Annotated in this window: 23 protein-coding genes and 1 other RNA gene; 15 read left to right on the top strand and 9 right to left on the bottom strand. The window is 69.3% G+C overall.

Annotation, left to right across the window (positions count from 1 at the left end):
• Nucleotides 1-25 precede the first annotated feature (25 nt).
• Entirely contained in the window at nucleotides 26-361 is a 336-nt protein-coding gene (locus A3Q40_RS05660) for an oxidoreductase (protein ID WP_068100359.1), read from the bottom strand.
• Nucleotides 362-694: 333 nt separating this feature from the next.
• Here A3Q40_RS05660 and sucB point away from each other — a divergent pair, with 333 nt between their 5' ends.
• The 5 genes from sucB to A3Q40_RS05635 all read left to right on the top strand — a co-directional run bounded on the left by sucB (nucleotide 695) and on the right by A3Q40_RS05635 (nucleotide 6,393).
• Nucleotides 695-2,584 carry a 2-oxoglutarate dehydrogenase, E2 component, dihydrolipoamide succinyltransferase gene (gene sucB, locus A3Q40_RS05655; RefSeq protein ID WP_068100358.1) on the top strand — a complete coding sequence of 630 codons (1,890 nt, stop codon included), beginning with the start codon at nucleotides 695-697 and terminating at the stop codon, nucleotides 2,582-2,584.
• Between the two features lie 174 nt (nucleotides 2,585-2,758).
• Entirely contained in the window at nucleotides 2,759-3,646 is an 888-nt protein-coding gene (locus A3Q40_RS05650) for a TIGR01777 family oxidoreductase (RefSeq protein WP_068100357.1), read from the top strand.
• Nucleotides 3,647-3,682: 36 nt separating this feature from the next.
• Nucleotides 3,683-4,438 (top strand): lipoyl(octanoyl) transferase LipB, encoded by a 756-nt coding sequence (gene lipB, locus A3Q40_RS05645; RefSeq protein WP_068100354.1) that lies wholly within the window; start codon nucleotides 3,683-3,685, stop codon nucleotides 4,436-4,438.
• Nucleotides 4,439-4,498: 60 nt separating this feature from the next.
• Nucleotides 4,499-5,542 carry a lipoyl synthase gene (lipA, locus tag A3Q40_RS05640; RefSeq protein ID WP_170851431.1) on the top strand — a complete coding sequence of 348 codons (1,044 nt, stop codon included), beginning with the start codon at nucleotides 4,499-4,501 and terminating at the stop codon, nucleotides 5,540-5,542.
• Between the two features lie 92 nt (nucleotides 5,543-5,634).
• Nucleotides 5,635-6,393 carry a DUF4191 domain-containing protein gene (locus A3Q40_RS05635; protein ID WP_068100352.1) on the top strand — a complete coding sequence of 253 codons (759 nt, stop codon included), beginning with the start codon at nucleotides 5,635-5,637 and terminating at the stop codon, nucleotides 6,391-6,393.
• 105 nt (nucleotides 6,394-6,498) lie between these two features.
• Here A3Q40_RS05635 and A3Q40_RS05630 read toward each other — a convergent pair whose 3' ends face one another.
• Entirely contained in the window at nucleotides 6,499-6,972 is a 474-nt protein-coding gene (locus A3Q40_RS05630) for an RDD family protein (RefSeq protein WP_068100348.1), read from the bottom strand.
• A 218-nt stretch (nucleotides 6,973-7,190) separates the two neighbouring features.
• Between A3Q40_RS05630 and glnA (A3Q40_RS05625) the strand changes: the two genes are divergently transcribed.
• Nucleotides 7,191-8,627 (top strand): type I glutamate--ammonia ligase, encoded by a 1,437-nt coding sequence (gene glnA, locus A3Q40_RS05625; RefSeq protein ID WP_068100346.1) that lies wholly within the window; start codon nucleotides 7,191-7,193, stop codon nucleotides 8,625-8,627.
• Between the two features lie 97 nt (nucleotides 8,628-8,724).
• Here glnA (A3Q40_RS05625) and A3Q40_RS19725 read toward each other — a convergent pair whose 3' ends face one another.
• Nucleotides 8,725-9,246, bottom strand: coding sequence for a site-specific integrase (locus A3Q40_RS19725; protein WP_235606460.1), 522 nt, complete (start codon nucleotides 9,244-9,246; stop codon nucleotides 8,725-8,727).
• Here A3Q40_RS19725 and A3Q40_RS20990 point away from each other — a divergent pair.
• On the top strand, nucleotides 9,206-9,328 hold the full coding sequence (locus tag A3Q40_RS20990) for a hypothetical protein (RefSeq protein WP_256365947.1): 123 nt from the start codon (nucleotides 9,206-9,208) through the stop codon (nucleotides 9,326-9,328). The genes A3Q40_RS19725 and A3Q40_RS20990 overlap by 41 nt on opposite strands.
• A gap of 199 nt (nucleotides 9,329-9,527) precedes the next feature.
• Here A3Q40_RS20990 and A3Q40_RS20155 read toward each other — a convergent pair whose 3' ends face one another.
• Nucleotides 9,528-9,986, bottom strand: coding sequence for a hypothetical protein (locus tag A3Q40_RS20155; RefSeq protein ID WP_235606458.1), 459 nt, complete (start codon nucleotides 9,984-9,986; stop codon nucleotides 9,528-9,530).
• A gap of 698 nt (nucleotides 9,987-10,684) precedes the next feature.
• On the opposite strand from A3Q40_RS20155, the gene A3Q40_RS05615 reads away from it, so the two are divergent.
• From A3Q40_RS05615 to A3Q40_RS05600, 4 genes are all read left to right on the top strand, one after another.
• Nucleotides 10,685-11,335: an ABC transporter permease gene (locus tag A3Q40_RS05615; RefSeq protein WP_068100343.1), complete on the top strand. Its 651-nt coding sequence runs from the start codon at nucleotides 10,685-10,687 to the stop codon at nucleotides 11,333-11,335.
• Nucleotides 11,328-12,533 (top strand): ABC transporter ATP-binding protein, encoded by a 1,206-nt coding sequence (locus A3Q40_RS05610; protein ID WP_068100342.1) that lies wholly within the window; start codon nucleotides 11,328-11,330, stop codon nucleotides 12,531-12,533. The genes A3Q40_RS05615 and A3Q40_RS05610 overlap by 8 nt, the downstream gene beginning before the upstream one ends.
• Nucleotides 12,534-12,607: 74 nt before the next feature.
• On the top strand, nucleotides 12,608-13,342 hold the full coding sequence (locus A3Q40_RS05605; RefSeq protein ID WP_068105343.1) for an ABC transporter permease: 735 nt from the start codon (nucleotides 12,608-12,610) through the stop codon (nucleotides 13,340-13,342).
• Entirely contained in the window at nucleotides 13,343-14,323 is a 981-nt protein-coding gene (locus tag A3Q40_RS05600; protein WP_068100340.1) for a glycine betaine ABC transporter substrate-binding protein, read from the top strand. It abuts the gene before it with no gap.
• Nucleotides 14,324-14,336: 13 nt separating this feature from the next.
• Here the strand turns inward: A3Q40_RS05600 and A3Q40_RS05595 are convergent, their stop codons facing one another.
• The 3 genes from A3Q40_RS05595 to A3Q40_RS05585 form a co-directional block, all read right to left on the bottom strand.
• The gene (locus A3Q40_RS05595; RefSeq protein ID WP_068100338.1) at nucleotides 14,337-17,351 is read right to left on the bottom strand and encodes a bifunctional [glutamine synthetase] adenylyltransferase/[glutamine synthetase]-adenylyl-L-tyrosine phosphorylase; all 3,015 of its coding nucleotides are present in this window, start codon (nucleotides 17,349-17,351) and stop codon (nucleotides 14,337-14,339) included.
• Nucleotides 17,352-17,415: 64 nt separating this feature from the next.
• Nucleotides 17,416-18,756, bottom strand: coding sequence for a type I glutamate--ammonia ligase (glnA, locus tag A3Q40_RS05590; protein WP_068100336.1), 1,341 nt, complete (start codon nucleotides 18,754-18,756; stop codon nucleotides 17,416-17,418).
• Between the two features lie 108 nt (nucleotides 18,757-18,864).
• Nucleotides 18,865-20,409: an alpha/beta hydrolase gene (locus tag A3Q40_RS05585; protein WP_068105342.1), complete on the bottom strand. Its 1,545-nt coding sequence runs from the start codon at nucleotides 20,407-20,409 to the stop codon at nucleotides 18,865-18,867.
• Between the two features lie 223 nt (nucleotides 20,410-20,632).
• Here A3Q40_RS05585 and panB point away from each other — a divergent pair, with 223 nt between their 5' ends.
• The 4 genes from panB to A3Q40_RS05565 all read left to right on the top strand — a co-directional run bounded on the left by panB (nucleotide 20,633) and on the right by A3Q40_RS05565 (nucleotide 24,573).
• Nucleotides 20,633-21,499, top strand: a complete 867-nt coding sequence (panB, locus tag A3Q40_RS05580; protein ID WP_068100334.1) for a 3-methyl-2-oxobutanoate hydroxymethyltransferase — start codon at nucleotides 20,633-20,635, stop codon at nucleotides 21,497-21,499.
• A 13-nt stretch (nucleotides 21,500-21,512) separates the two neighbouring features.
• Complete coding sequence (locus A3Q40_RS05575) at nucleotides 21,513-21,953, top strand: hypothetical protein (protein ID WP_068100333.1); 441 nt, start codon at nucleotides 21,513-21,515, stop codon at nucleotides 21,951-21,953.
• Nucleotides 21,950-22,924 carry a prolyl aminopeptidase gene (gene pip, locus A3Q40_RS05570; RefSeq protein ID WP_068100331.1) on the top strand — a complete coding sequence of 325 codons (975 nt, stop codon included), beginning with the start codon at nucleotides 21,950-21,952 and terminating at the stop codon, nucleotides 22,922-22,924. The genes A3Q40_RS05575 and pip overlap by 4 nt, the downstream gene beginning before the upstream one ends.
• 86 nt (nucleotides 22,925-23,010) lie before the next feature.
• The gene (locus tag A3Q40_RS05565) at nucleotides 23,011-24,573 is read left to right on the top strand and encodes a CYTH and CHAD domain-containing protein (RefSeq protein ID WP_069973018.1); all 1,563 of its coding nucleotides are present in this window, start codon (nucleotides 23,011-23,013) and stop codon (nucleotides 24,571-24,573) included.
• 9 nt (nucleotides 24,574-24,582) lie between these two features.
• Here A3Q40_RS05565 and A3Q40_RS05560 read toward each other — a convergent pair whose 3' ends face one another.
• Nucleotides 24,583-24,762 (bottom strand): hypothetical protein, encoded by a 180-nt coding sequence (locus tag A3Q40_RS05560; RefSeq protein WP_068100327.1) that lies wholly within the window; start codon nucleotides 24,760-24,762, stop codon nucleotides 24,583-24,585.
• Between the two features lie 413 nt (nucleotides 24,763-25,175).
• Nucleotides 25,176-25,601, bottom strand: an RNA gene (rnpB, locus tag A3Q40_RS05555) — RNase P RNA component class A.
• Between the last annotated feature and the right edge of the window lie 50 nt (nucleotides 25,602-25,651).

Here is a 25,651-nt window from a genome sequence, read left to right as displayed (position 1 = left end):
CGTCACCCGGCCGTGAGCAGGGCGCTCAAGCGCCCTGCTCACGCCGGCGGATGATCTTCTGCCGGGCGTCGTGGTCACGCATCCGCTGCGGGTAGCCGACCTTGCGGACGTCGTAGACCGGAATCTTCAGGTCCTCCCCGAGCTTTCGGGCGCCCTTCGCCCCGCCGACGGCCCGCCGCGTCCACTCGCCGTCCTTCGCGACCAGCACCACGGTGATCGGGGTGACGGTGGTCTCCGGTTCCACGAACGCCTCCACACCCACCCGCGCGGCCGTCCAGTCCGCGAGGTACTGACGGTCGCTCGTGGTCGCGCCGCTCCCTCGTCGTCCACCCGATCGCCGCAGCCTGTCGAACAGTCCCACTCTTCCGCTCCTGCCTCGTCCGCCCTCGACGTGTTCTGCGTTCCGCTGCTTCTCACGTGCCGTCGTCGTTGCACGTAATGCACGCAATCCTTCTTGTTCCATCATCCAGACGCCGCGCCGACCCCGCCGGGCGCGCCGCGTGGCGGGAAGTGACAGGATGGGTCCGCACGCGCGTGAACCACCTCACGCTGTGGGTCGAAGGTCGCGGGGACAACGCCCCGTGTCGTCACCGACAGCCGACTCGGATTACGCGCCGCACCAGCACACTGCACGCGACCACGAGTCGGCACCAGCCGCTACACCCGCTCAACAACTGTCGAGGAGTCAACAGACATGACCTTCTCCGTCCAGATGCCAGCCCTCGGTGAAAGCGTCACCGAGGGAACTGTCACACGGTGGCTGAAACAGGAGGGGGACACGGTCGAAGTCGACGAACCCTTGCTCGAAGTCTCCACCGACAAGGTCGACACGGAGATTCCGTCGCCGGCCGCGGGTGTGCTGACGAAGATCGTCGCGCAGGAGGACGACACCGTCGAGATCGGCGGCGAGCTGGCCGTCATCGGCGACTCCGACAGCGACGCGGCCGACTCCGGCAGCGCCGACACCAGCGACGACTCCGCCAGCGCCGACGACAGCGACGAGGCCGACGCAGGCCCGTCCGACGCCGCCGAGAAGGCATCTGTCGAGGGTGAGGACGAGGCCGAGGCCCCCGCGCCGTCCGCCGAGTCCGACCAGTCGAACTCCTCGTCCGATTCCGGCTCCGGTGACGGCACCCCGGTCACCATGCCGGAGCTGGGCGAGTCGGTCACCGAGGGCACCGTCACCCGGTGGCTCAAGGCCGTGGGCGACGAGGTCGCCGTCGACGAGCCGCTGCTCGAGGTTTCCACCGACAAGGTCGACACCGAGATCCCCTCCCCCGTCGCGGGCACGCTCCTCGAGATCACCGCCGAGGAGGACGACACCGTCGAGGTCGGCGGACAGCTCGCCGTCATCGGCTCCGGTGCGCCGGCGAAGTCGGAGAAGGCGCCCGAGCCGAAGCAGGACGCCCCGAAGCAGGAGAGCAAGCCGGAGCCGAAGCCCGAACCGAAGGCCGAACCCAAGGCCGAGGCCGCCCCGGCCGAGCAGAAGTCCAAGCAGGCCGATCCCGAGCCCGCCGGGGAGCACTACACCCCGGAGCCGAAGTCGGAGTCGAAGTCCGAGAACAGCTCGGGCGGCGGCGAAAAGCCCGCGTCGGACTCCTCGTCCACCTCGTCCGGGTCCAGCCCGTACGTCACCCCGCTGGTGCGCAAGCTCGCCGCGGAGAACGACGTCGATCTGAACTCGGTCACCGGCACCGGTGTCGGCGGCCGCATCCGCAAGCAGGACGTCCTCGCGGCCGCGGAGGCCAAGAAGGCTCCCGCGAAGCAGGAGTCCGCTCCCGCCGCGCAGCAGGCGCCCGCGGCGTCGGCTCCCGCCCCGTCCGCGCCGTCGAACGCGGGCGTGCGCCCGGAGCTCGCGCACCTGCGCGGCACCACGCAGAAGATCAACCGGATCCGCCAGATCACGGCGAAGAAGACCCGCGAGTCCCTGCAGACGTCGGCCCAGCTGACGCAGGTGTTCGAGGTCGACATGACCCGGATCGCCGCGCTGCGCACCCGCGCCAAGGCCGGCTTCAAGGAACGCGAGGGCGTCAACCTCACCTTCCTGCCGTTCTTCGCCAAGGCCGTCGTCGAGGCGCTCAAGGTGCACCCGAACGTCAACGCCAGCATCGACGAGGACAAGAAGCAGATCACCTACTACGACTCGGAGCACCTCGGCATCGCCGTGGACACCGAGGCGGGTCTGCTCTCGCCGGTCATCCACAACGCCGGCGACCTGTCGCTGGCCGGCCTGGCCCGCGCGATCGCCGACATCGCGAACCGCGCCCGCTCCAACGGCCTCAAGCCCGACGAGCTGTCCGGTGGCACGTTCACCATCACCAACATCGGCAGCCAGGGCGCGCTGTTCGACACCCCGATCCTCGTCCCGCCGCAGGCGGCGATGTTGGGTACGGGTGCGATCGTCAAGCGTCCCGTGGTGGTCACCGACGCCTCCGGCGCGGAGTCCATCGGTGTCCGGTCGATGGCCTACCTGCCCATGACCTACGACCACCGCCTGGTCGACGGTGCCGACGCCGGTCGCTTCCTGACCACCGTCAAGCACCGCCTCGAGGAGGGTGCGTTCGAGGCCGACCTGGGCCTGTAGTCGCCGGACGTCGTCGGCCCGGCCGGGTCGGTACCGTCGGGTACAGCCCCCGGCAGTCGGCACCGGCCAGCATCGACGCTCGACTGCACGAGGGGCATCCGCCGAGGCGGATGCCCCTCGTGGCGTCTCCGCCCGGTCCCATCCGCGTTCCACCAGCACAGGAGGCCCGTCACCGTGCGTGTCGTCGTCGCCGGTTCGTCCGGCTTGATCGGAACTGCTCTCGTCGCATCGTTGCGCCGGGCGGGGCACGACGTCGATCGGTTGGTGCGGCGCCCGGCCGCCGGCCCCGACGAGATCACCTGGAACCCTGCGGAGGGCCGGCTGGACGACTCGGCGTTGGCCGGCGCGGACGCCGTCGTCAACCTGTGCGGCGTGGGCATCGGCGACAAGAGGTGGACGGGCGCCTACAAGCAGGCCATCCGGGACAGTCGCATCGAACCGACGGAACTGCTCGCGCGCGCCGTCGTGGCGGCGGGGGTGCCGGCACTGATCAACGCGAGCGGCATCAACTTCTACGGCGACACCGGCGACCGAGTGGTCGACGAGACCGCGCCCGCCGGTTCCGGGTTCCTGGCCGAGGTGTGCCGGGACTGGGAGGGGGCGACGTCGTACGCCGCGGAGAACGGTGTCCGAGTGGTCCTGCTGCGCAGCGCGGCCGTGCTGTCCCGCCACGGCGGGATGATGGGCAAACTGCGCCCGCTGTACAAGCTCGGCCTGGGTGGCCGCCTCGGTAGCGGCCGCCAGTACTTCCCGTGGATCTCGCTGACCGACGAGGTGCGGGCCATCGTGTTCGCCGTCGAGAACGCCGAGATCCACGGTCCGGTCAACCTGCAGGGCCCCGCACCGGTGACCAACGCGCAGTTCAACAGCGCGATGGGTCGCGCCGCCCGTCGGCCCGCACCCTGGGTGGTGCCCGGGTTCGCCGTGGGCGCCCTCATCGGGGAGTTCGCGAACGAGGCCATTCTGTCCAATCCTCGCGCCATTCCCGCGGTGCTCGAAAAGCACGGCTTCACGTTCGAGCACAACACCATCGGCGAGGCGCTCGCGGACACCGTCGGCTGATCTCCGACGCCCGGGCGCGGGCGTAGAGTCGTCCCGATGAGCCGCCCCATCCGTCTCGAATCCACTCCGGTCGACGTCCGCCGTCTCGGCACCGTCGACTACCTGCAGGCGTGGGAGTTGCAGCGCGCGGTGGCCGATCGACGAGCGCAGGGGCTCGGGCAGGACGAGCTGCTGCTTCTCGAACATCCGGCGGTGTTCACGGCCGGTCGACGGACCGCGCCGGAGGATCGCCCCACGGACGGCACACCCGTCATCGACGTCGACCGCGGCGGCAAGATCACCTGGCACGGCCCCGGTCAGCTGGTCGGCTACCCCATCGTCCGTCTGGCCGAGCCGGTCGACGTGGTGCGGTACGTGCGCCTGATCGAGGAAGCGCTGATCTCGTTCTGCGGTGAGTTGGGGCTGACCACCGGACGGGTCGACGGACGCTCGGGTGTCTGGCTCGCCGCCGGTCCCGTTCGCGGCGTGTGGCAGCCGGAACGCAAGGTGGCCGCCATCGGCGTGCGTGTGCAGCGCGGCGTCGCCCTGCACGGCTTTTCCCTCAACTGCGACGCGAGCCTCGACGGCTTCGGCGCGATCGTGCCGTGCGGGATCGCGGACGCGGGGGTGACGACGTTGTCGAACGAACTCGGGCGATCGGTCACCGTCGACGACGTGACGGCCGACGTCACACGGTGGATCGTCGATGCGCTGGACGGCCGACTCGAGGTGACCGATCGAGAGCTCGACCGCACCCCGTCGGCGGAGAATGCGCCCGCCGCACCGCAGTTCACCACCACCGTCTTCCGCTGATCCGACGGCCGGTCACGGCAGGACCCCGACCGCGAACCCGGCGGTTCGGTCGGGCGTAGGATCGGCCCGGTGACCGTCGCACCCGAGAACCCCGCACACGCCCCGAACGGACGCAAACTCCTCCGCCTCGAGATCCGAAACGCGGAGACCCCGATCGAACGCAAGCCGTCGTGGATCAAGACCCGCGCCAAGATGGGCCCCGAGTACACCGAACTCAAGGGCCTCGTGAAGCGCGAGGGACTGCACACGGTGTGCGAGGAAGCGGGCTGCCCCAACATCTACGAATGCTGGGAGGACCGCGAGGCCACCTTCCTCATCGGCGGTGAGCAGTGCACCCGGCGGTGCGACTTCTGCCAGATCGACACCGGCAAGCCGGCCGACCTGGACCGCGACGAGCCGCGCCGCGTCGCCGAGTCGGTGCAGGCCATGGGTCTGCGCTACTCCACCATCACCGGAGTCGCGCGCGACGACCTCGAGGACGGTGGCGCCTGGCTCTACGCGGAGACCGTGCGCGAGATCAAGCGGCTCAACCCCAACACCGGTGTCGAGCTGCTCATCCCCGACTTCAACGCCGATCCCGATCAGCTCGCCGAGGTCTTCTCCTCGCAGCCGGAGGTGCTCGCGCACAACGTGGAGACGGTCCCCCGCATCTTCAAGCGCATCCGCCCGGCCTTCCGGTACCAGCGCAGCCTCGACGTCATCACCGCGGCACGCGACGCCGGCCTGGTCACCAAGTCCAACCTCATCCTGGGCATGGGCGAGACCCCGGAGGAGGTGACGCAGGCGATGCAGGATCTGCACGACGCCGGCTGCGACATCCTCACCATCACCCAGTACCTGCGCCCGTCCCCTCGGCACCACCCCGTCGAGCGGTGGGTCAAGCCGGAGGAGTTCGTCGAGCACTCCGCCGCCGCGGAGGCCATGGGCTACGCGGGCGTCATGGCCGGGCCGCTGGTGCGCTCGTCGTACCGCGCCGGTCGTCTCTACGCACAGGCGATGGCGCACCACGGCCGTCCCATCGCGGAGAACATGGCGCACCTCGGCGACGCCGGCTCGGCGTCGCAGGAGGCCAGTTCGTTGATGGAGCGCCTCGCCGCGCGGTAGGACCTGCGTCCGATTCGTCCCCCGGCCCGCCCCCGCTCCTGCGGGTGGCGGGCCGTTCGGTTCCCCGGCCGTCGGGGCCTATCCTGGACGTCATGGCATCGACGAAGACCGGCAGATCCGGCTCCGGTAAACCCACCAAGGAAGCCAAGGCCGCCGCCAAAGCCGCACGCAAGCAGGCCTCCAAGGAGCGGCGCGCTCAGCTGTGGCAGGCGTTCCAGATGCAGCGCAAGGAGGACAAGCTCCTCCTGCCGCTGATGATCGGATCCGTCGTCGGCATGACGGTGCTGTTCTTCCTGATCGGCCTGGTCTTCGGCATCGAGTGGTTGCTGCTGCCGTTCGGTCTGCTCATCGGTGTCCTGGTCGCCTTCGTCATCTTCGGCCGTCGGGTGCAGAAGTCGGTGTACGGCAAGGCGGACGGACAGGCCGGCGCCGCGGCATGGGCGCTGGACAACCTACGCGGGAACTGGCGCGTGAAAACGGCCGTGGCCGGGACCGCGCAGCTCGACGCCGTTCACCGCGTCATCGGACGCCCCGGCATCGTCCTGGTCGCCGAGGGATCGCCCACCCGCGTCAAATCGCTGCTGGCGCAGGAGAAGAAGAAGATCGCCCGCCTGGTCGGCGACACCCCGATCTACGACGTGGTGGTGGGCAACGGCGACGGCCAGGTGCCGCTCTCGGGTCTGCAGAAGTTCCTCACCAAGCTGCCCCGCAACATCGACGCCAAGCGTATGGAGACCATCGAGGGTCGACTCGCGGCGCTGGGAACCCGGTCCGGTCCCCCGCTGCCGAAGGGTCCCATTCCCGGTGGCGCCAAGATGAAGGGCATGCAGCGCACCATGAAGCGCCGCTGACCCCGGTCTGCGTCCTACCCGCTCCCGCGCTGCCACTCGCCTCGCGCGCTGCCCGTTCGCAGCGCCGGAGACGAGTCGCAGCGCGGGAGTTCGTCGTTCGGCCGGTCAGCGGGCGACCAGCAGCGCCGTTCCCGTGGCGCGGTCGTGCATGCCGCGGCTGTCGATGTCGGAGATGACGGCGGGAACCACGGCGGCGAGGAAGACCTGACGGACGAGGGCGCGCACGACGCCGACGCGTCCCGGCCCGTCGATCCGCCCCACCTGGATGCCCATGACGAACTGGCCGGGCGTGAACGAGAACAGGCTGACGCTGACGACGCCCAGGACGAACCACACGCCCAGGGTCGCCGTCGAGAGATACCCCCCGTCGAGCGCGGCGCCGAGGAACAGCGCGGACACCCCCATCGACATCAGCCAATCGATGGTGAGGGCGGCCACCCGGCGGGGTGTCGCCGCGAGCGAACCGCGGCCGGTTTTCGGCAGGCCCAGGTACTCGCCCTGGTAGGCCTGGGCGTCGTGGTCACCACCGGGGTTCGCCGCCGCCGGGCCGGACAGCCACGACCCCGTCGCGCGCGCCATCAGCGGTCACCAGCCGTGCAGAGGTCGAGAGCCATGACCCCAGGATAGGCGGTCCGCAGGTCGGGGCGACGTGGCGTGCGTAACCTCCGTAACACCGACGAAACACGGGCTTGACGGTCAGGCAACACCGCTTCCCTACCGTCGTGCCTCGACGGAGCTGCCGCGCACCCGGTGACGGATCGACGCGGATCGGCACTCGACACAGAAGGAGCACAAGCGTGGCTTTCACCACGGCCGAAGAGGTCATCAAGTACATCGCGGACGAGGACATCGAATACGTCGACATCCGCTTCACGGACCTCCCGGGCATTCAGCAGCACTTCTCGATCGCAGCGAAGGCGTTCACGAAGGACACCCTCGAGGACGGCCTCGCCTTCGACGGTTCGTCGGTCCGCGGCTTCCAGTCGATCCACGAGTCGGACATGATGCTGCTTCCCGACTACGGCACGGTGCAGATCGACCCGTTCCGTCGCGCGAAGACGCTGAACATGGACTTCTTCGTCCACGATCCGTACACGCGTGAGTCCTACAGCCGCGACCCCCGCAACGTCGCGCGCAAGGCCGAGGAGTACCTGGTCTCGACGGGCATCGCCGACACCGCGTACTTCGGTCCCGAGGCGGAGTTCTACATCTTCGACTCGGTGCGCTACGACTCGCAGATGAACGGCGCGTTCTACGAGCTCGACTCGAGCTCCGGCGCCTGGAACACCGGCGCGGAGGCCGAGATCGACGGCTCCCCCAACCTCGGCTACAAGGTTCGCCCCAAGGGCGGCTACTTCCCGGTCGCGCCGTACGACCACTACGTCGACCTGCGCGACGCGATTTCCACCAACCTGCAGAACGCGGGCTTCGAGCTCGAGCGCGGCCACCACGAGGTGGGCACCGGCGGCCAGCAGGAGATCAACTACAAGTTCAACACGATGCTGCGTGCGGCCGACGATCTGCAGCTGTTCAAGTACATCGTCAAGAACACCGCGTGGCAGCACGGCAAGTCCGCGACCTTCATGCCCAAGCCGCTCTTCGGCGACAACGGCTCCGGTATGCACGTGCACCAGTCGCTCTGGAAGGACGGCAAGCCGCTCTTCTACGACGAGAAGGGCTACGCCGGTCTGTCGGACCTGGCTCGTCACTACATCGGCGGCATCCTGCACCACGCGCCGTCGCTGCTGGCGTTCACCAACCCGACGATCAACTCGTACCACCGTCTGGTGCCGGGCTACGAGGCCCCCATCAACCTGGTGTACTCGGGCCGCAACCGCTCCGCCGCGGTGCGCATCCCGACGACGGGCAACAACCCGAAGGCCAAGCGCCTCGAGTTCCGCGCCCCCGACGCGTCCGGCAACCCGTACCTGTCGTTCGCCGCGCAGATGATGGCCGGCCTGGACGGCATCAAGAACAAGATCGAGCCGCTCGCTCCGGTGGACAAGGACCTCTACGAGCTCCCGCCGGAGGAGGCCAAGAACATCCCGCAGGCACCGACCTCGCTGCCGGCCGTGATCGACCGCCTCGAGCAGGATCACGAGTACCTGACCGCCGGTGGCGTGTTCACCACCGACCTGATCGAGACCTGGATCTCGCTCAAGCGCGAGTCGGAAATCGCCCCGGTGAACCTCCGTCCGCACCCCTACGAGTTCCAGCTCTACTACGACTGCTGATCACTACTTGACGCTGACCAGGGGGTATGCGTTCGGCGCATCCCCTGCGTCCGCAGTCAGTCCGCAGTAGCCCGCAACGAGTCCATCCGAGCCGCAATCACATACCAACCGCGGCACGGGTGGACTCGTCTGCGTCCGGCCACATGTGCCCGTAGACGTTCAACGTCGTGGTGGCGCTGGCGTGGCGCATCCGGGCCTGCACTGTCTTGATATCGGCGCCGGAGGCGATCAACAATGACGCCATGTAGTGCCGTAGGTCGTGAAAACTGAACTCAGCGGGCAGAGTCTCGATGAGCGGCTTCACTCGACGGATTTCCCGCTCGATCACCCACGGACCGGCTGCACCACCCCAACCGTTCGTCACCAAGTTCTTGTGCGGGTAGGTCTGGACGGCGGCGGCCAGCAAAAGCGCCATCTCTTGAGGGATCGGGACGGGTGCCTCACTCCCCTGCGTCTTGAGCGGCTTCGCCGGCCACTGCAGTTTCGGGTGTACGACGCCTCGGATGAAGTCGACGTCTTCTGTGGTGCGCAGTGCGGATGCCTCAGCGACACGGAGGCCTGCGAATGCTCCAAGCAAGATGGCCGGCGTCGAGCTCGTGGTGTTGCCCCAGCCTTCCATCCCGACGGGAAACTACGGCGGTTTCAGTGCCGGCCAGAACGCCAACCGCGTCGACGACGTCGCCCTCGGAACGATTCAGTGAGAGCTGAGAGTCTCACGCAGGCGAAAGCTGGTCCGGTCGGTAGAAGGACCTGACGACGCTCTCACCGACGCGGAGCTCGACCTCGACTCGGTTGGCGTGTGAGCCTGTGACCACACCAGACACATGGCGCTTCCCAAACGGAGCGGTGATCTTCAAGCCCGTCTTGATACGGCCCTTCATCCCTGGTTCCTTCCCCTCATCACCACGGACTTACACCCGTGAGATTCCTCAAGTATGCCTCACAGACGCGGTCCATACCCGCTACACACCGTGTGACCTCGCGACGCCACTTGCGGAAGACAGCCAGCGTGAGCAGGTGCTCGCGCTTGAGATCCGCAAGCTTGTCTTCGTTGCTGTGTGCAACCGCGTTACGAACCTTGTTCAGCGTCTCCAGACGAAGATTCCAGTCGGCCTTACGGCTCGGAAAGGTGAATTCAAGCTCGTCCCAGATAGACATACCAAAGCGCAGGAAATCACTTCCCAAGACGCTCGGATTTGCATTCCCCGTATCCAGTTTCCGATTGTTAGTTAACGCAGGGAGAAGTACTGTGATTTGGTCGTCGTTACCCGGCGTGAGGCTGTCTACCAGCGCAATGGCACACTCATCGTGCAGGTCGCGAGCGAACCCCTGAAATTCGGCCGCCAGGGCCACGAGCATCGTCAGATTGTAATGTGACGTGACTCTTTGCCTGCCACGTCTGCCCTTGGTTACAGCACCATGAACAGCTTCCAGACTGTCAAGCACGTCTTTTCGTTCACCGTGCCACTTGGCGAATGCGTACGAGGGCATACGCGACAGTATCTGCGAAGTTCGAATCCTGCCGCCTTTCTGCAAGTGCGGGCCGAGCGCTTCCCAAAGCCTCAGCCTCCACCCGGCCCGCCGGCGTACGATAGCAGCCGGTCGAACGTGTGAGCGAACGGCTCTCGCGCACCCGGTTACCGTCTGCCTCACGCGCGCGCGACATACTTGCGTCGTCCGCAGATCGTCCGCAGCAGCTTCCTCGCCGCTCTCGACTAACCAACACGTTCAATGGCTCGAACTGCACAAATTCAACGTGCCCAACAGTGCTGGCAGAGGTCAACCTCCAGGTAGCAATCCCAGCTCTACTACGACTGCTGATCACTCGATCGCACCCCGAACGCCCGGCCCGGATCTTTCCGGCCGGGCGTTCGGCGTTCACCGGGTGGTCTCGATCCGGTCGCCGATATCGCCGTTTCCGTTTGTCACGGCATCGATCGGGGTAGAAGTGGAAACGTCCCGATGGGCCGTGGGTGCCGATCCACCCGCAGATCCGGACGGCGCAGTGCACACGTGCCGCTGCGCCCCACTGTTCCCGAACAAAGGATCTGCGCCTGATGGATGCACTCTGGGACTTCGTGGTCGGGCGGCGCAAGCAGCTCGCGATCGATTCCTATCTGCACGTCTCCGCCGTCGTGCAGTGCGTGCTCATCGCCACTCTGCTCGGCGTCGTCATCGGCATCCTGGTGTACCGCAGTCCTGCGGGGTCCGCCGTGGCGACGGCTCTGGCCAGCACCGTTCTGACCATCCCGTCGTTCGCCCTCCTGGGCCTGCTCATTCCGATCCTCGGACTCGGTGTCGGCCCGACGGTCACCGCCCTCGTGCTCTACTCGCTGCTCCCGATCATCCGGAACACGGTGGTGGGACTCGCGGCGGTCGACCCCGCGGTGAGCGACGCCGCCCGCGGCATCGGCATGAGTCGTGTCGCCGTGTTGCGGCGCATCGAGATCCCGCTCGCGTGGCCGTCCATCCTCACCGGCATGCGCGTCAGTACGCAGATGGCGATGGGCATCCTGGCCATCGCGGCGTACGCGAAGGGCCCGGGCCTGGGCAACCTGCTCTTCTCCGGCCTCGCCCGCGTCGGCAGTCCCACCGCTGTTCCCCAGGCCCTCACCGGCACCGTTCTCATCGTCGTCCTGGCGTTGATCCTCGACGGCATCTACGTGCTCGTCGGCAAGCTCACCACCTCGAGGGGTATCCGTGACTGACAGCAATCGCACCACCACCGGCGCGGAGATCGTGCTCGAGGACGTCACCAAGTCCTACCCGGGTCAGAAAAACGCCGCCGTCGACCACGTGTCGATGACCATTCCCGCCGGCGAGGTGGTCGTCCTGGTGGGCCCGTCGGGCTGCGGCAAGACCACCACCATGCGGATGATCAACCGCCTGATCGAGCCGACGTCGGGTCGCATCACCATCGGTGGCAAGGACGCGCTGTCGATCGACCCGAACGAGCTCCGGCGCACCATCGGGTACTCCATCCAGCAGGCGGGACTGTTCCCGCACATGACCATCGCGCAGAACGTCGGCATCGTGCCGGGGCTCATCGGGTGGGACAAGAAGAAGATCGAGAGCCGCACCGACGAGATGCTCGACCTCGTCGGTCTCGACCCGGCCCAGTACCGCGGCCGCTACCCGCGGCAGCTCTCCGGTGGCCAGCAGCAACGCGTCGGCGTGGCACGAGCCCTTGCCGCCGATCCTCCGGTGCTGCTCATGGACGAGCCCTTCGGGGCCGTCGACCCCATCACTCGTGGTCTGCTGCAGGACGAACTCATGCGCCTGCAGTCGGAACTCGGCAAGACCATCGTCTTCGTCACCCACGACTTCGACGAGGCGGTCAAACTCGGTGATCGTATTGCCGTGCTGGGCAACCAGTCGCGGATCCTCCAATACGACACACCGGAGGCCGTCCTCGCCAACCCCGCCGACGACACGGTGGCCGGCTTCGTCGGTGCCGGCGCCGCACTCAAGCAGCTCACCCTCATGCGCGTGCGCGACATCGAACTGTCCGACGTGCCCGCGTTCGGCGAGAACGAGCCCGTCGAATCCATGAACGCCGCCCTCGGTTCCGACCCGCAGGCCTGGGGTCTGATTCTCGACGAGCGGCGTCGCCCGGTGCGATGGACCGACCGACGCCATCTGCGAGATGTCGGCAGCCTCCGCGACGTCGGCGTCCCGATCGGAGAACTGGTCTCGACGCAGTCGACGTTGCAGGACGCGCTCGAAGCCCTTCTCGCCGAGGGCAATGCGACGGCCACCGTGACCGGCAACCGCGGCGAGTACGTCGGCACCATCACCATCGAGCAGTTGATCGACACCATCAAGACCATCCGCTCGGCGCACGCCGACGACCACGTCGATCAGGATCCGGCCGCGTCGCCGGCCGCGGCGGGAGCGTCCTCGTGACCACCGCGTCGGAGGCGCCTGCCCTCGGCGGTGACGTCGACCCGGCCGCCGACGCGGAGTCCGCGGCCCGCGCCGTGCGGCGCGCGGAACGAATCCGCCTGCTCATCCAGCCGCTGATCGTCGTCGTCATGGTCGCCGTCCTGCTGACCTACGCCCTCACCCGGGAGCTGACGGCCACCCAGGCCGAGACCATCAACATCGGCACGATCTCCGAGACGGTGCTGCAGCACGTCCTCATCACCTTCGTGGTGACCGCCCTCGTCGTCCTGGTGGCCGTTCCCCTGGGAATCCTGTTGACGCGCAACGGGTACCGCAGACTCGCGCCGATCTTCATCGGAATCGCCAACATCGGACAGGCCGCTCCGGCGGTCGGTCTGCTGGTGCTGCTCTTCCTGCTGACCAGCACTACCGGCTTCTGGATCGGCGTGCTGCCCATCGCCTTCTATTCGCTCCTGCCGGTCCTGCGGAACACGATGCTGGGCTTCCAGCAGGTCGATCCGAGCTACATCGACGCCGCCCGCGGGCAGGGCATGTCCAGCGGTGGGGTGTTGCGCCGCATCGAGTTCCCGCTCGCCGTGCCGTACATCCTGGCGGGCCTGCGCACCTCGCTCGTGCTCGCCGTCGGTACCGCCACGCTGAGCTTCCTGGTCGGCGCCGGTGGTCTGGGCGTGCTCATCGACACCGGCTACAAACTCAACCAGCCGCTCATCCTCGTCGTCGGTGCCGTCCTGGCCGTCGCACTCGCCCTGCTCGTCGACTGGCTCGGCGCGCTCGCCGAGGCCTATCTCGGACCGAAGGGACTTCGCTAGATGCGCCGCATTACACGGTTGTTCGCGGCGCTCGGCGCCTCCTCCCTCCTCCTCGCCGGCTGCGGGCTGCAGTCCGGCAGCGCGGTTCCGCTCGACGTGGGGCCGGGCAGCATCACCGCCCAGCCCGGACTCGAGGGTGCCGAGTTGACCGTGGGGTCGAAGGACTTCACCGAGCAGATCGTGCTCGGCTACATCCTCGAGTTCGCCCTGGAGGCGGCCGGCGCGAACGTCCGCGACCTCACCAACATCTCGGGGTCCAACAGCACCCGGCAGGCGATGATCAGCGGCCAGGTCGACCTGGCCTACGAGTACACGGGCACGGGCTGGATCAACTACCTGGGCAACGAGACCCCGATCGCCGACGCCACCGAACAGTTCGACGCGGTGCGGGACGCCGACAGGGAGAACGGCATCGTCTGGGTCAACCCGGCGCCGATGGACAACACCTACGCACTCGCGATGAACCAGCAGACGGCGGAGGCGACGGGCGTGAAGACCCTCTCCGACTACGCCGCGCTGGCGAACTCCGACCCCGCCGCCGCGTCGGTGTGCGTGGAGACCGAGTTCAACTCCCGCCAGGACGGTTTCCCCGGCCTCGCGGCGACGTACGGGTTCGACGCCAACGCCGTGCCGCGGCAGATCCTGCAGACCGGCGTGATCTACCAGGCGACCGCCGAGGGGTCGCAGTGCAAGTTCGGTGAGGTGTTCACCACCGACGGCCGCATCAAGGGCCTGAACCTCGTGGTGGTCGAGGACGACAAGTCGTTCTTCCCGCGCTACAACGCCACCGTCACCATGCGCCAGGAGGTGGCGGACCGGTACCCGGAGATCGCGGAGATCACCGCCCCCGTCTCGGCGGCGCTGACCAACGACGCCATCACCGAGCTCAACAAGGAAGTCGACGTCGACGGCCGGGAGCCGGCCGAGGTGGCGCGGGACTGGATGGTGCAGGAAGGGTTCGTAACCGCGGGCACCGACTGAGCCGCAGCACCCGTCAGCTCCCGAACGCCCGTTCGACCACGTTCTTCGCCCGGCGCGTGACACGCAGGTAGTTGTCCAGGAAGGACCCTGCGTCACCGCCCGGCCAGCCGGCGACCTGCGCGACGGCGGAGAGCACCTTGCCGGGGGCGGGCAGTTGATCTGTGGGCTTGCCGCGCACCAGGACCAGGGCGTTGCGCGCCTTGGTCGCGGTGAGCCACGCCTGCCGGAGCAGGTCGACGTCGCCCGGGCTCATGAGCTCGGCGGCGCCGATGGCGTCGAGCGCCTGCAGGGTCGACGTGTTGTGCAGCGCGGGAACGCGGTGGGCGTGACGGAGTTGCAGCAGCTGCACGGTCCACTCGACGTCGGCCAGACCGCCCCGTCCGAGTTTGGTGTGGGTGGTGGGGTCCGCCCCCTTGGGCAGACGTTCCGCGTCCACGCGGGCCTTGATACGCCGGATTTCGCGCACGGCCTCGTCGGAGACACCGCCCTCCGGGTAGCGGACGGAGTCCGCCACGAGCAGGAAGCGAATTCCCAGGTCCTGATCCCCGGCCACCTGGTGGGCGCGCAGCAGCGCCTGGATCTCCCACGGCTGCGCCCACTGGGTGTAGTAAGCCTCGTACGCCGACAGCGTGCGCACGACGGGGCCCTGACGGCCTTCCGGCCGCAGTCCGGTGTCCACCTCGAGGGGCGGGTCCTGGCTGGGTGAGCCGAGCAGCGTGCGGACACGGTCGGCGATGGCGTTGGCCCACTTGACGGCCTCGGCGTCGTCGGCACCCGGCACGGGCTCGCATACGAACAGCACGTCGGCGTCGGACCCGTAGCCCAGTTCTCCGCCGCCGAGACGGCCCATGCCGATGATGGCGATCGTGGCCGGGGCGGGCTCGCCGCGGTCGGCGACGGACGCACGAACGGCCGCGTCGAGCGCGGCGTTGATGACCGCGGCCCAGACCGACGACAGCGCCCGGCACACCTCGGGCACGTCGAGCAGGCCGAGGATGTCGGCGGACGCGACGCGGGCGAGTTCGTAACGGCGCAACGACCGGGCAGCACCGACGGCACGCACCGGATCCTCGTAGCGTGCGGACGATTTGAGAATGGCCCCGTACGTCTCGGTGGGGTCGACGTCGAGCAGGTTCGGCCCGGAGGCGCCGTCGCCGTAGAGGCGGATGACCTCGGGGGCGTTGACCAGAACGCTGCGGAGGTATTCCGACGAGCCGAGGACCCGCATCAGCCGCTGCGCCACCGGGCCCTCGTCACGCACGAGACGCAGGAACCAGGACTGCTCCGCGACCTCCTCGCACAGACGCCGATAGGCGAGCAGGCCGGCGTCGGGATCCGGTGTGTCGCCGAGCCATTCGAGCAGCGTCGGCAGCAGCATCGACTGGATACGACCCTTGCGTGCACCCATGCCCACCAGGGCGGTGAGATGGCCGAGCGCGTTCTGCGGCGCCGAGTAGCCGAGGGCGGAGAGCTGCCGCTTGGCCGAGTCGGCGCTCAGGCGCAGCGTGTCGCTGTCGAGCCGAGCGACGGACTCGAGCAGCGGCCGGTAGAACAGACGGGCGTGCAGCCGTCGGATGCGCTGGGCGTTGCGGCGGATCTCCTGGCGCAGGACGCCCAACGCATCGTGGTTGCCGTCGGGTCGCATGTGCGCGGCGCGGGCCAGCCACCGCAGGGCCTCGTCGTCGTCGAACGGCGGAAGGGTGTGCGTCCGTTGCAGTTTCTGCAGTTGCAGCCGGTGCTCGATCAGCCGAAGGAACTCGTAGGACGCGGTGAGGTTGGCGGCGTCGTCACGGCCGACGTACCCGCCGTCCGCCAGCGCGGACAGCGCGGACACCGTGCTCTGCACGTGCAGCGACTCGTCGCCGCGACCGTGCACCATCTGCAGCAACTGCACGGCGAACTCCACGTCGCGCAGACTGCCGCGGCCGAGCTTGATCTCCCGCTCGCGCAGCTCCGGCGGCACCATCTCCTCGACGCGTCGGCGCATGGCCTGCACCTCGGGGACGAAGTCCTCGCGCTCGCTCGCGTTCCACACCAGTGGCGTCACGGCGGCGACGTAGGCAGCGCCCAGTTCGACGTCGCCGGTCATCGCGCGGGCCTTGAGCAACGCCTGGAACTCCCAGGTCTTCGCCCACCGCTGGTAGTAGGCGAGGTGCGAGTCGAGGGTGCGCACGAGCTCGCCCTGCTTGCCCTCGGGCCGCAGCGCCGCGTCGACTTCGAAGAAGGCCGACGACCCCACGCGCATGAGCTCGCCCGCGAGCCGCGTCGCGGCGGTGGTCGCCGGTTCCGCCACGAAGACGACGTCCACGTCGGAGACGTAATTGAGTTCGCGCGCACCGCATTTGCCCATGGCGATCACCGCGAGCCGCACCGAACACGGCTCGTCGGGGAACGTGGTGGCGACGGCCACGGCCAAGGCGGCGGTGAGCGCGGCGTCCGCGAGGTCGGACAGGTGACGAGCGACCGTCTCGTAGGGAACGACGGCTTCGTTCTCCACCGTCGCCGCGAGATCCGCGGCGGCCAGGATCATCAGATGGTCGCGGTAGACGGTGCGCAGCGCCAGAACGGCTTTCGGTCCCGTCAGTGCCGCGCGGAACAGTCCGTCGGACGCGCACTCCCCCGTCTCGGCGGTCGCCTCCACGGCGCCGAGGAGATCGGACCGCACCTCGTCGGGCGTCGGCAGCGCCGTGCGGTGCTCGGCGAGCAGCCGCCACTTCTCGGGCTGCCCCACCAGGTGGTCCCCGAGCTCGGCCGACGAGCCCACCAGGGCGAGCAGGCGCCCGCGAACCAGCGGGTCACGGCGCAGGACGCCGTCGAGCTCGGACCACCCGTCGCCCAGCGCCTCGGCGAGTCGCACCACCGTGCGCAGCGCGAGGTCCGCGTCCGGCGAGCGCGACAATGACCAGAGCAGGTCCACGTCGGCCTCACCGGTCCATCCCAGGCGCGCGAGGTCGGCCGACGCGGTCTCCGCGACCAGACCCAGTCGCCCCGGACTGGGCAGAGTGGATCGGCCGGGCGGTGGAGTCATCGGGCACTCTCTCGGGTCGAACGGACTCGTCGAACGGGCGACACGCTGCCGGCGGCGCTACGGCTCACAGTCCGAGGTAGGTCTCGAGCTCGAACGGCGTCACGCGTGACCGGTAGGACTCCCACTCACGACGCTTGTTGCGCAGGAAGTAGTCGAACACGTGCTCGCCGAGCGTCTCGGCCACCAGTTCGGACTTCTCCATCGCGGCCAGCGCCTCGTTGAGACTGCTCGGCAGCTCGCGGTACCCCATGGCACGCCGCTCGGCGGACGTGAGCGACCAGACGTCCTCCTCCGCCTCCGGCGGCAGCTCGTACCCCTGCTCGATGCCGCGCAGTCCGGCGGCCAGCAGCACGGCGAACGTGAGGTACGGGTTGCAGGCCGAGTCGGGGCTGCGGATCTCGACGCGCCGCGACGACGCCTTGTTCGGCGTGTACATCGGCACGCGGATCAACGCGGAGCGGTTGGACGGGCCCCACGACGCCGCCGTCGGAGCCTCCCCACCGTGGATGAGGCGCTTGTACGAGTTGACCCACTGATTGGTGACGGCGCTGATCTCGTTGGCGTGCTCGAGGATCCCGGCGATGAAGGCTTTCCCGGTGTCCGAGAGCTGCATCGGATCGTCCGGGTTGTGGAAGGCGTTGGTCTCGCCCTCGAACAGACTCATGTGGGTGTGCATCGCCGAGCCGGCCTGATCGCTGAACGGCTTGGGCATGAACGTCGCGCGCACGCCCTCCTCGATCGCGACCTCCTTGACCACGTAGCGGAAGGTCATCACGTTGTCCGCCATCGACAGCGCGTCCGCGTACCGCAGGTCGATCTCCTGCTGGCCGGGCGCGGCCTCGTGATGACTGAACTCGACGGAGATGCCCATGGACTCGAGCGCGTCGATCGCGTGGCGGCGGAAGTTCGGCGCGGAGTCGTGCACGGCCTGGTCGAAGTACCCGCCGTTGTCGGCCGGGGTGGGCGGACGCCCGTCGTCGGGCATCTCGCTGCAAAGAAAGAACTCGATCTCCGGATGCACGTAGCAACTGAACCCGAGGTCGCCGGCCTTGCTCAGCTGGCGCCGCAGGACGTGCCGCGAATCCGCCCACGACGGCGAGCCGTCCGGCATGGCGATGTCGCAGAACATGCGGGCGGAGTGCTGCTCACCCTTGCTGGTGGTCCACGGCAGGATCTGGAACGTGGTGGGGTCGGGCTTGGCCACCGTGTCCGCCTCGGACACGCGGGAGAAACCCTCGATGGCGGACCCGTCGAAGCCGATGCCTTCCTCGAAGGCACCTTCGAGTTCCGCCGGTGCGATCGCCACCGACTTGAGGTATCCGAGCACGTCCGTGAACCAGAGGCGCACGAATCGAATGTCGCGCTCCTCCAGCGTGCGCAGCACGAATTCCTTTTGGCGATCCATGACCGTCAGGCTAGGCACGCCGCATTAAATCCGTGTTACATCGCCGGGGTCCGGCGCGTCGGACAGGGCCGGGGTCCGGCGCGTCGGACAGGGCCGGGGTCCGGCGCGTCACGGGCAGCGCAGACCGGCCGGCGGCACCGTGAGGTAGACGAGGTAGTCCGTCACCGCGTCGTCCACGCACGCCACCCCGTCGAACGACGCCGTGTGCCGATCTCCCTCGAACGTCACCAGGGCCGCGCCGAGTTGGTCGGCGAGCGCGACGCCCGCCTCGTACGGCGTGGCGGGGTCGGCGGTCGTGGAGACGACGACGGTCGGCGGCAGTCCCGTCACCGTGAGCGGACCGGGATCGGCGCGCGTCGGCACGGGCCAGAAGGCACACGAGTCCAGCGGCGCCTCGCCCGTGCCGCGGCCGTCGTCGAGGAACGGTGCGGCGGCGCGGAACTCGCGGTCGACCGCGCCGGTCTCCGCGCGGTCCTGGATCCGCGGATCGTCGACGCACCGCACGGCGGTGAAGGCGTCGTTGCTGTTGGTGTAGCTGCCGTCGGGCAGACGGCCGTTGTAGAGGTCGGCCAGGGCGAGCAACACCGTGCCGCGGCCGGACGCAAGTTCGGTGAGACCGCGCCGCAGCGGTTCCCACAGCTGCTCGGTGTAAAGGGCTTGCTGGACCCCGGTGATGGCGTCGTCGTAGCTCAGCGCCCTGCCGTTTCCCGCCGGCAACGGCGCCCCGACCAGCGGATCGACCAGCGCGCGGAACCGCGCCACGGCGTCGGCCGACGTCGTCCCCAGCGGGCAGTCCGCCCGCGCGGCGCAGTCGCGTGCGAAGGCGTCGAACACCGTCTGGAAGCCGGCGGCCTGGGCGACGGTCTCCTCCGAGACGTCGGCGGCGGGGTCGAGGGCGCCGTCGAGCACCATCGCACGCACCCGGTCCGGGAACAGCCGGGCGTAGGTGTAGCCGAGCCGGGTGCCGTACGAGAACCCCAGATAGGTCAGCGCACGGTCACCGAGCGCGGCGCGGATCACGTCCATGTCGCGGGCGACGTCCTCGCTGCTCATGTGCGCGAGCAGCACCGGATCGTTGCGGTCCGCGCAGCGCTGGGCGTAGGCCTCGTTCTCCGACTCGGTCTCGGCGATCCCGGCGGGCGAGGTGTCGACGTCGTCGTCGGCACGCTCGGCGTCGAACTCCGCCGCGGTGTCGCAGCGCACCGCGGGCACCGAGGCACCGATCCCGCGCGGGTCGAATCCGACGACGTCGAGGCGGTCGGCCACCGGGGTGCCGCGGGCGACCGTGGCCGTCGAGAGTCCCGACGCGCCCGGCCCGCCCGGGTTCACGAGCATCGATCCGATCACCGGCCCCGTCGCGGGAGCGCGCGACAACGCGAGCGACGCGAGCGGGCCTGCCGGGTCGTCGTAGTCCAGGGGAACGAGGACCCGACCGCAGTCGAGGGCGGTGTCGAGAGCCGTCCCGTCCGTGGCGAAGCCGTCGCACGAGCCCCAGCTCACGCGCTGGGCCTCGTACTCGGCCAGGGTGCGCGGACGCGGGTCGTCCGGGCCCGGCAACACCTCCGGCCCGGGCGTGGCCGCGGCTGTCGGTGCCCCGTCGCTCGGGACGGTCTCCATCCCGCTCGGCCGGCTGCAGCCGGCGACCGCCAGCATGGAGACGGCGGCGAGCACCGCCAGCGACCGCACGGCGAACGGACGGTGGGAACGGCGGGCGCCGCGCGGAAGAAGCACGCCAGCGATAGTGGCACGGTCGACCGACACCGCGGCGAGGGTGACGGACACCACAGCGGCGACCGGCGGGGTCGGTGGCAGACTTGCCTGGTCAGCACCCACCCGGGGACCCGCACGGCGGGCCTCGAGGACGAAAGGGACTTCCGTGTCCACTTCTGCACCCGGCACCGATCCGTCCGCCGAGTCCGGCGAGACCCCCCTCTACGGCGCACCCACCGGTCGCAAGACCCGAGTACACCACCTGCAGGCCATGAAGGCGTCCGGCGACCGGTGGGCCATGCTCACCGCCTACGACTACTCCAGCGCCCGCATCTTCGAGGACGCCGGCATTCCCGTGCTGCTGGTGGGCGATTCCGCCGCCAACGTCGTCTACGGCTACGACACCACGGTTCCCGTCACCGTCGACGAGCTGCTTCCGCTCGTGCGCGGCGTGGTGCGGGGCGCTCCGAACGCCCTCGTCGTCGCCGACCTGCCCTTCGGCACCTACGAGACCACCCCCCGGCAGGCCGTGGAGACGGCGGTGCGGTTCATGAAGGAGGGCCAGGCCCACGCGGTGAAGCTCGAGGGCGGCGAGCGGGTCGCCGAGCAGATCGCCGCGATCACCGCCGCAGGCATCCCGGTCATGGCGCACATCGGCTTCACGCCGCAGAGCGTCAACGGGCTCGGCGGATTCCGAGTCCAGGGCCGCGGGGACGCCTCGGAGCGCCTCGTCGCCGATGCGATCGCGGTCCAGGAAGCCGGCGCGTTCTCGGTCGTGATGGAGATGGTCCCCGCCGAGCTCGCCGGCCAGGTCACCCGCAAGCTGATGATCCCCACCGTCGGCATCGGCGCAGGCCCCGACTGCGACGCCCAGGTGCTCGTCTGGCAGGACATGGCGGGCTACACCAGCGGCCGCACCGCGAAGTTCGTCAAGCGGTTCGGCGCGGTGGGCGACGAGCTGCGCCGCGCGGCCGCGGAGTACGCGCGCGAGGTGCGTGTGGGCTCGTTCCCGGGGGCCGAGCACAGCTTCTGACACACTCGCAGACATGATTCGCCGAACCGTGTCTCGCTCCGCTGTCCCCACCCGCGTCGGTCTCGCCCTCGCGGCCACCGCTCTGTGCGTGACCGCGTGCGGGTCCGGCGGATCGGACCCCGGTCCGGCCGAGTCGACGACGGCGCCGTCGTCCACCACGTCGACGACGGCGGCGAGCGCGACGGCGACCGTGACGTCCGATCAAGCCGAGACCCTGTGCCGCGATCTGGAGGCCCAGCTCTCGAACTGGCGGACGCAGGGTCCCACGCTCGGGCGCGGTGGACTGAACATCCTCGTGCAGACGTGGGCCGCGCAGTACGGCCTGAACGCCGCGGTGGTGCAGAACCGGGCGATCGTCGACGACGCGACCGAGGAGACGTGCGGCGACGTCCGGTCGCAGGCGATCGACCTGCTGGAGATTCCCGATCTCGCGTCGGGACTGGTGGGCTTGTGACCGCGGGCGCCGACCGCCGCACGTATTACCCGCCGATCGACCCGCACGAGACGGGCCTGCTGGACGTCGGCGACGGGCAGCGCCTCGCCTGGGAGGTCAGCGGCGCCGACGACGGCGTCCCGGTGGTCTTCGTGCACGGCGGACCCGGCGGGGGAACCAATCCCGATCAGCGCCGATACTTCGACCCCGAGCACTACCGCATCGTGCTGTTCAACCAGCGTGGCTGCGGCAGCTCCACCCCGCACGTGGCCGACGGCGCCGACCTGTCGGTGAACACGACTCCGGCGCTGATCGGCGACATGGAGTTGCTCCGGGAGCACCTCGGCATCGGCTCGTGGATCGTGTTCGGCGGCTCCTGGGGGTCGACGCTCGCGCTGGCCTACGCCCAAACGCATCCGGACCGCGTCCGGGCTCTGGTCCTGCGCGGAATCTTCCTGCTCCGCGACGCCGAGATCGACTGGTACTACCGCGGCGGCGCGGGCCATCTGTTCCCCGAGAAATGGGAGGAGTTCCTCGCTCCGATCCCGGCCGATCGACGGGACGAGGACCCGGTGGCGGTCTACCACGACCTGCTGCACTCCCCCGATGAGGACGTCGCCGTGCGCGCCGCGGTGGCGTGGTCCACGTGGGAGGGCGCGACCAGTTCCCTGCTGCCGTCGCCGAGCCGTCTCGACCAGACCGCGGACCCGCGATTCGCACTGGCCTTCGCGCGCATCGAGAACCACTACTTCGTGCACGGCGGCTTCCTGGAGCCGGGTCAGCTGCTGCGGGACATCGACCGCATCGCCGACATTCCCGGCGTGATCGTCCAGGGGCGGTACGACGTGGTGACCCCGGCACGCAGCGCCCTCGATCTGCACCGGGCGTGGCCGTCGTCGACCCTGCACGTGGTCGACGACGCGGGCCATTCGGCGGCCGAGCCGGGCATCGTGCACCACCTCGTCGAGGCCATGGACGCGCTGCGTCGGTAGTGGCGGACGCGCTGCGTCGGTGAGGACGGACGCGCTGCGTCGGTGAACGACCGGTGCGTTCATCCTCGGCTGGTAAAGATGTGGTCATGACGAGAAAGCCCGAGGCGCACACGGAGATCGAAGTGAAGTTCGACGTCGGGATGGACACTCCCGTCCCGGATCTCGCGGGTGCGCCGTCGGTCACCGCCGCGTCGGCGCCGGAACTGACGCACCCGGTCTCGACCTACTTCGACACCGCCGATCTGGCTCTGGCCCGCGCCCGAATCACGCTGCGGCGGCGGACGGGCAGCGCCGATGCGGGGTGGCACGTCAAGCTGCCCGTGTCCTCGGACGAGCGCGTCGAGGTGCGCAGCCCGCTCTCCGCGGGCGGGAACACCACGCGCGTTCCCGACGAGGTCGCCCTGGTGGTGCGCGCTCACACCCGGGGGCGTCCTCTCGTGCCGGTGGCGAGCATCGAGACCCGTCGGGTGATCACCACGGTGTCGACGGCGAAGGCCGATCGTGCGGCCGAGCTCTGCGACGACACGGTGACGGCGCGAAACCTGCTGGACGACATCACCGTTCGCTGGCGGGAGTGGGAGCTGGAACTGGTCGACGGCACGCGCTCGACGCTTCGCGATCTGGGCACGTTCCTCACCGACCACGGCGCGAAACCTGGCTCGTCGCCGTCCAAGCTGGCGCGCGCCCTCGGTTCACGGTTGGAGGCGGCCCGGGAGTCCATCTCTCCGCAGCCCGACGGCACGGCCGGCTCCGCACTCCGCGTGGCGCTCGCGGCCGACGTGTCCGCGCTGATCTCCGCGGATCCCCGCGTGCGGCGCGACGAGGACGATTCCGTGCATGCGATGCGCGTCGCCACGCGGCGGCTGCGCAGCGTCCTCCGGTCCTACCGCGCGCTCCTCGACCGCGCGGATGTCGACGCCGTCCGGAGCGAATTGTCCTGGCTCGCCGGCATTCTCGGTACCGCGCGCGACGCGGAGGTCCTGGCCGAGCGGTACCGCGACGCCCTGGCCGCACTTCCGGCCGACGCCGTGCGCGGCGACGTGGCGGACTCGCTGGTCGGCACCCAGCAGCGGCTCTACTCGCTTGCACACGCCGAGGTGGTGCGCGAACTCGACGGCGAGCGGTACTTCGCTCTCCTCGATTCGCTCGATGCACTGCTCGCGTCGTCACCGACCGGGAAGAAGGCCGGCAAGCCGGCGGCCCGGGTCTTCGATCGCGTGCTGCGCGCGCAGTACACCCGAGTGGACGAGGCCCATCGTCGCGCTCTCGCGCTCCGCGATCGCGGCGCCGAGGACGAGCACGAGGACGCGATGCACGACGTGCGCAAGCTGGCCAAGAAGCTGCGCTACGCCGCCGAGGCGGCCGGGGTGGTCGACTCGCCGAAGCGCTTCGCGCGCACGGCCGCACGGGCGGCGAAGTCCGCGAAGAAGGTGCAGTCGGTGCTCGGCGACCACCAGGACAGCGCGGTCGCGCGGCGCACCCTGCTCGTGGAGGCCGACTCGGCCCACGCCCGCGGCGCGGACACCTTCACACACGGCGTGCTGTACGCCGCGGAAGCGCGCGCCGGAGCGGACGCCCTCGAGCCCTTCCCGTCCGCATGGAAGAAGCTGCGGCGTACCGCCGATCGCGCCGGCTGGACCGACCGCTAGGTCAGTGGGTCAGGACCAGTCACGGTCCGCGTCGTCCGCCGCCTTGTTCCGCTCCGCCGCGATCTCGAGGGCACGCTCGGCGGTCTCGCGGTCCGGATAGGGACCCATGCGGTCCATCGCGCCCGCGTCCTTGCCCTGCACCACGGCCTTGTCGCTGATGCGGAAGTACCACTGCTCGTCGTCGCTCATGGGCACAGTGTGCCCCGTCTCGGCGACCCGTACGCGACGCCTCGCGGGTGCACACGCCACGGCACGAGACGCGCGCGCAATCGGCGTGGTTACCGCGATACACTTCCCGGGAACCCCCTGCGCACGGCCACCGTGCTCACGGTGCATCACGACGAAGGAGTAGGACATGTCAGTCATCATCTTCGACCACCTGTTGCCGCTGGTCGGACCCGACGCCGCGACGTACTGGGCGACCCTGCTGGCGGTCAACCCCATCTGAGCCGTGTGAACACGTGCGAACGGCCCCCGTCCTCGGACGGGGGCCGTTCGTCGTCTCGGGTGGTCCGGCGGCGGGCCGACGCTTCCCGTAGTCACCTACCGCCGGCCCGCCGGGAACGACCCTAGCAGGCTATCGAACACGTGTTCTAGTGGGGCGGGCGAGTCGACCTGTAAGCCGGATCCTGTCCCCGGACGCGAGCGTCCGGGCGGCGACCATCCATCTGGGCACACCGTCACCGGGTACCTCGAGCGATCCACCCGCAGGCTCGGGCGAGCAGCCCTCGGGCACCTGCGCAGCCGCACCACCGCGAACGACGGTGCGACCTTCGATCTTGCTCCGGGCGGGGTTTACCGAGCCACCCCGGTCACCCGGGGTGCTGGTGCGCTCTTACCGCACCGTTTCACCCTCACCGACGCGTCACGATGACGATCGGCGGTCTGTTCTCTGTGGCACTGTCCCGCGAGTCACCTCGGGTTGCTGTTGGCAACCGCCCTGCTCTGTGGAGTCCGGACTTTCCTCGGCGTGAGGCCTGGCGACACCGGTCGCCGGTTCCTCCCGCCGCGGCCGCCCGGTCGACTCGTCCGCACGGCAGATGCTACTCGGCGGACCGCCGTGTCGGAGCGTCGCCCT

Source organism: Rhodococcus sp. PBTS 1 (assembly GCF_001620025.1).
Lineage (GTDB): Bacteria > Actinomycetota > Actinomycetes > Mycobacteriales > Mycobacteriaceae > Rhodococcoides > Rhodococcoides kroppenstedtii.
The sequence above is the reverse complement of the archived record's forward strand: the minus strand, read 5'-3'. Positions and strand labels throughout refer to the sequence as shown.

Coding starts and splice junctions, on each gene's coding strand:
- sucB (WP_068100358.1), top strand. CDS start 695: ATGACCTTCTCCGTCCAGATGCCAGCCCTCGGTGAAAGCGTCACCGAG.
- A3Q40_RS05615 (WP_068100343.1), top strand. CDS start 10,685: ATGGATGCACTCTGGGACTTCGTGGTCGGGCGGCGCAAGCAGCTCGCG.
- A3Q40_RS05600 (WP_068100340.1), top strand. CDS start 13,343: ATGCGCCGCATTACACGGTTGTTCGCGGCGCTCGGCGCCTCCTCCCTC.
- A3Q40_RS20990 (WP_256365947.1), top strand. CDS start 9,206: ATGGCCGGCGTCGAGCTCGTGGTGTTGCCCCAGCCTTCCATCCCGACG.
- A3Q40_RS05630 (WP_068100348.1), bottom strand. CDS start 6,972: ATGGCGCGCGCGACGGGGTCGTGGCTGTCCGGCCCGGCGGCGGCGAAC.
- glnA (WP_068100336.1), bottom strand. CDS start 18,756: ATGGATCGCCAAAAGGAATTCGTGCTGCGCACGCTGGAGGAGCGCGAC.
- A3Q40_RS05635 (WP_068100352.1), top strand. CDS start 5,635: ATGGCATCGACGAAGACCGGCAGATCCGGCTCCGGTAAACCCACCAAG.
- A3Q40_RS05565 (WP_069973018.1), top strand. CDS start 23,011: ATGACGAGAAAGCCCGAGGCGCACACGGAGATCGAAGTGAAGTTCGAC.
- A3Q40_RS05560 (WP_068100327.1), bottom strand. CDS start 24,762: ATGAGCGACGACGAGCAGTGGTACTTCCGCATCAGCGACAAGGCCGTG.
- A3Q40_RS20155 (WP_235606458.1), bottom strand. CDS start 9,986: ATGCTCGTGGCCCTGGCGGCCGAATTTCAGGGGTTCGCTCGCGACCTG.
- lipB (WP_068100354.1), top strand. CDS start 3,683: ATGAGCCGCCCCATCCGTCTCGAATCCACTCCGGTCGACGTCCGCCGT.
- A3Q40_RS05575 (WP_068100333.1), top strand. CDS start 21,513: ATGATTCGCCGAACCGTGTCTCGCTCCGCTGTCCCCACCCGCGTCGGT.
- A3Q40_RS19725 (WP_235606460.1), bottom strand. CDS start 9,246: ATGGAAGGCTGGGGCAACACCACGAGCTCGACGCCGGCCATCTTGCTT.
- A3Q40_RS05595 (WP_068100338.1), bottom strand. CDS start 17,351: ATGACTCCACCGCCCGGCCGATCCACTCTGCCCAGTCCGGGGCGACTG.
- A3Q40_RS05585 (WP_068105342.1), bottom strand. CDS start 20,409: ATGCTGGCGGTCGCCGGCTGCAGCCGGCCGAGCGGGATGGAGACCGTC.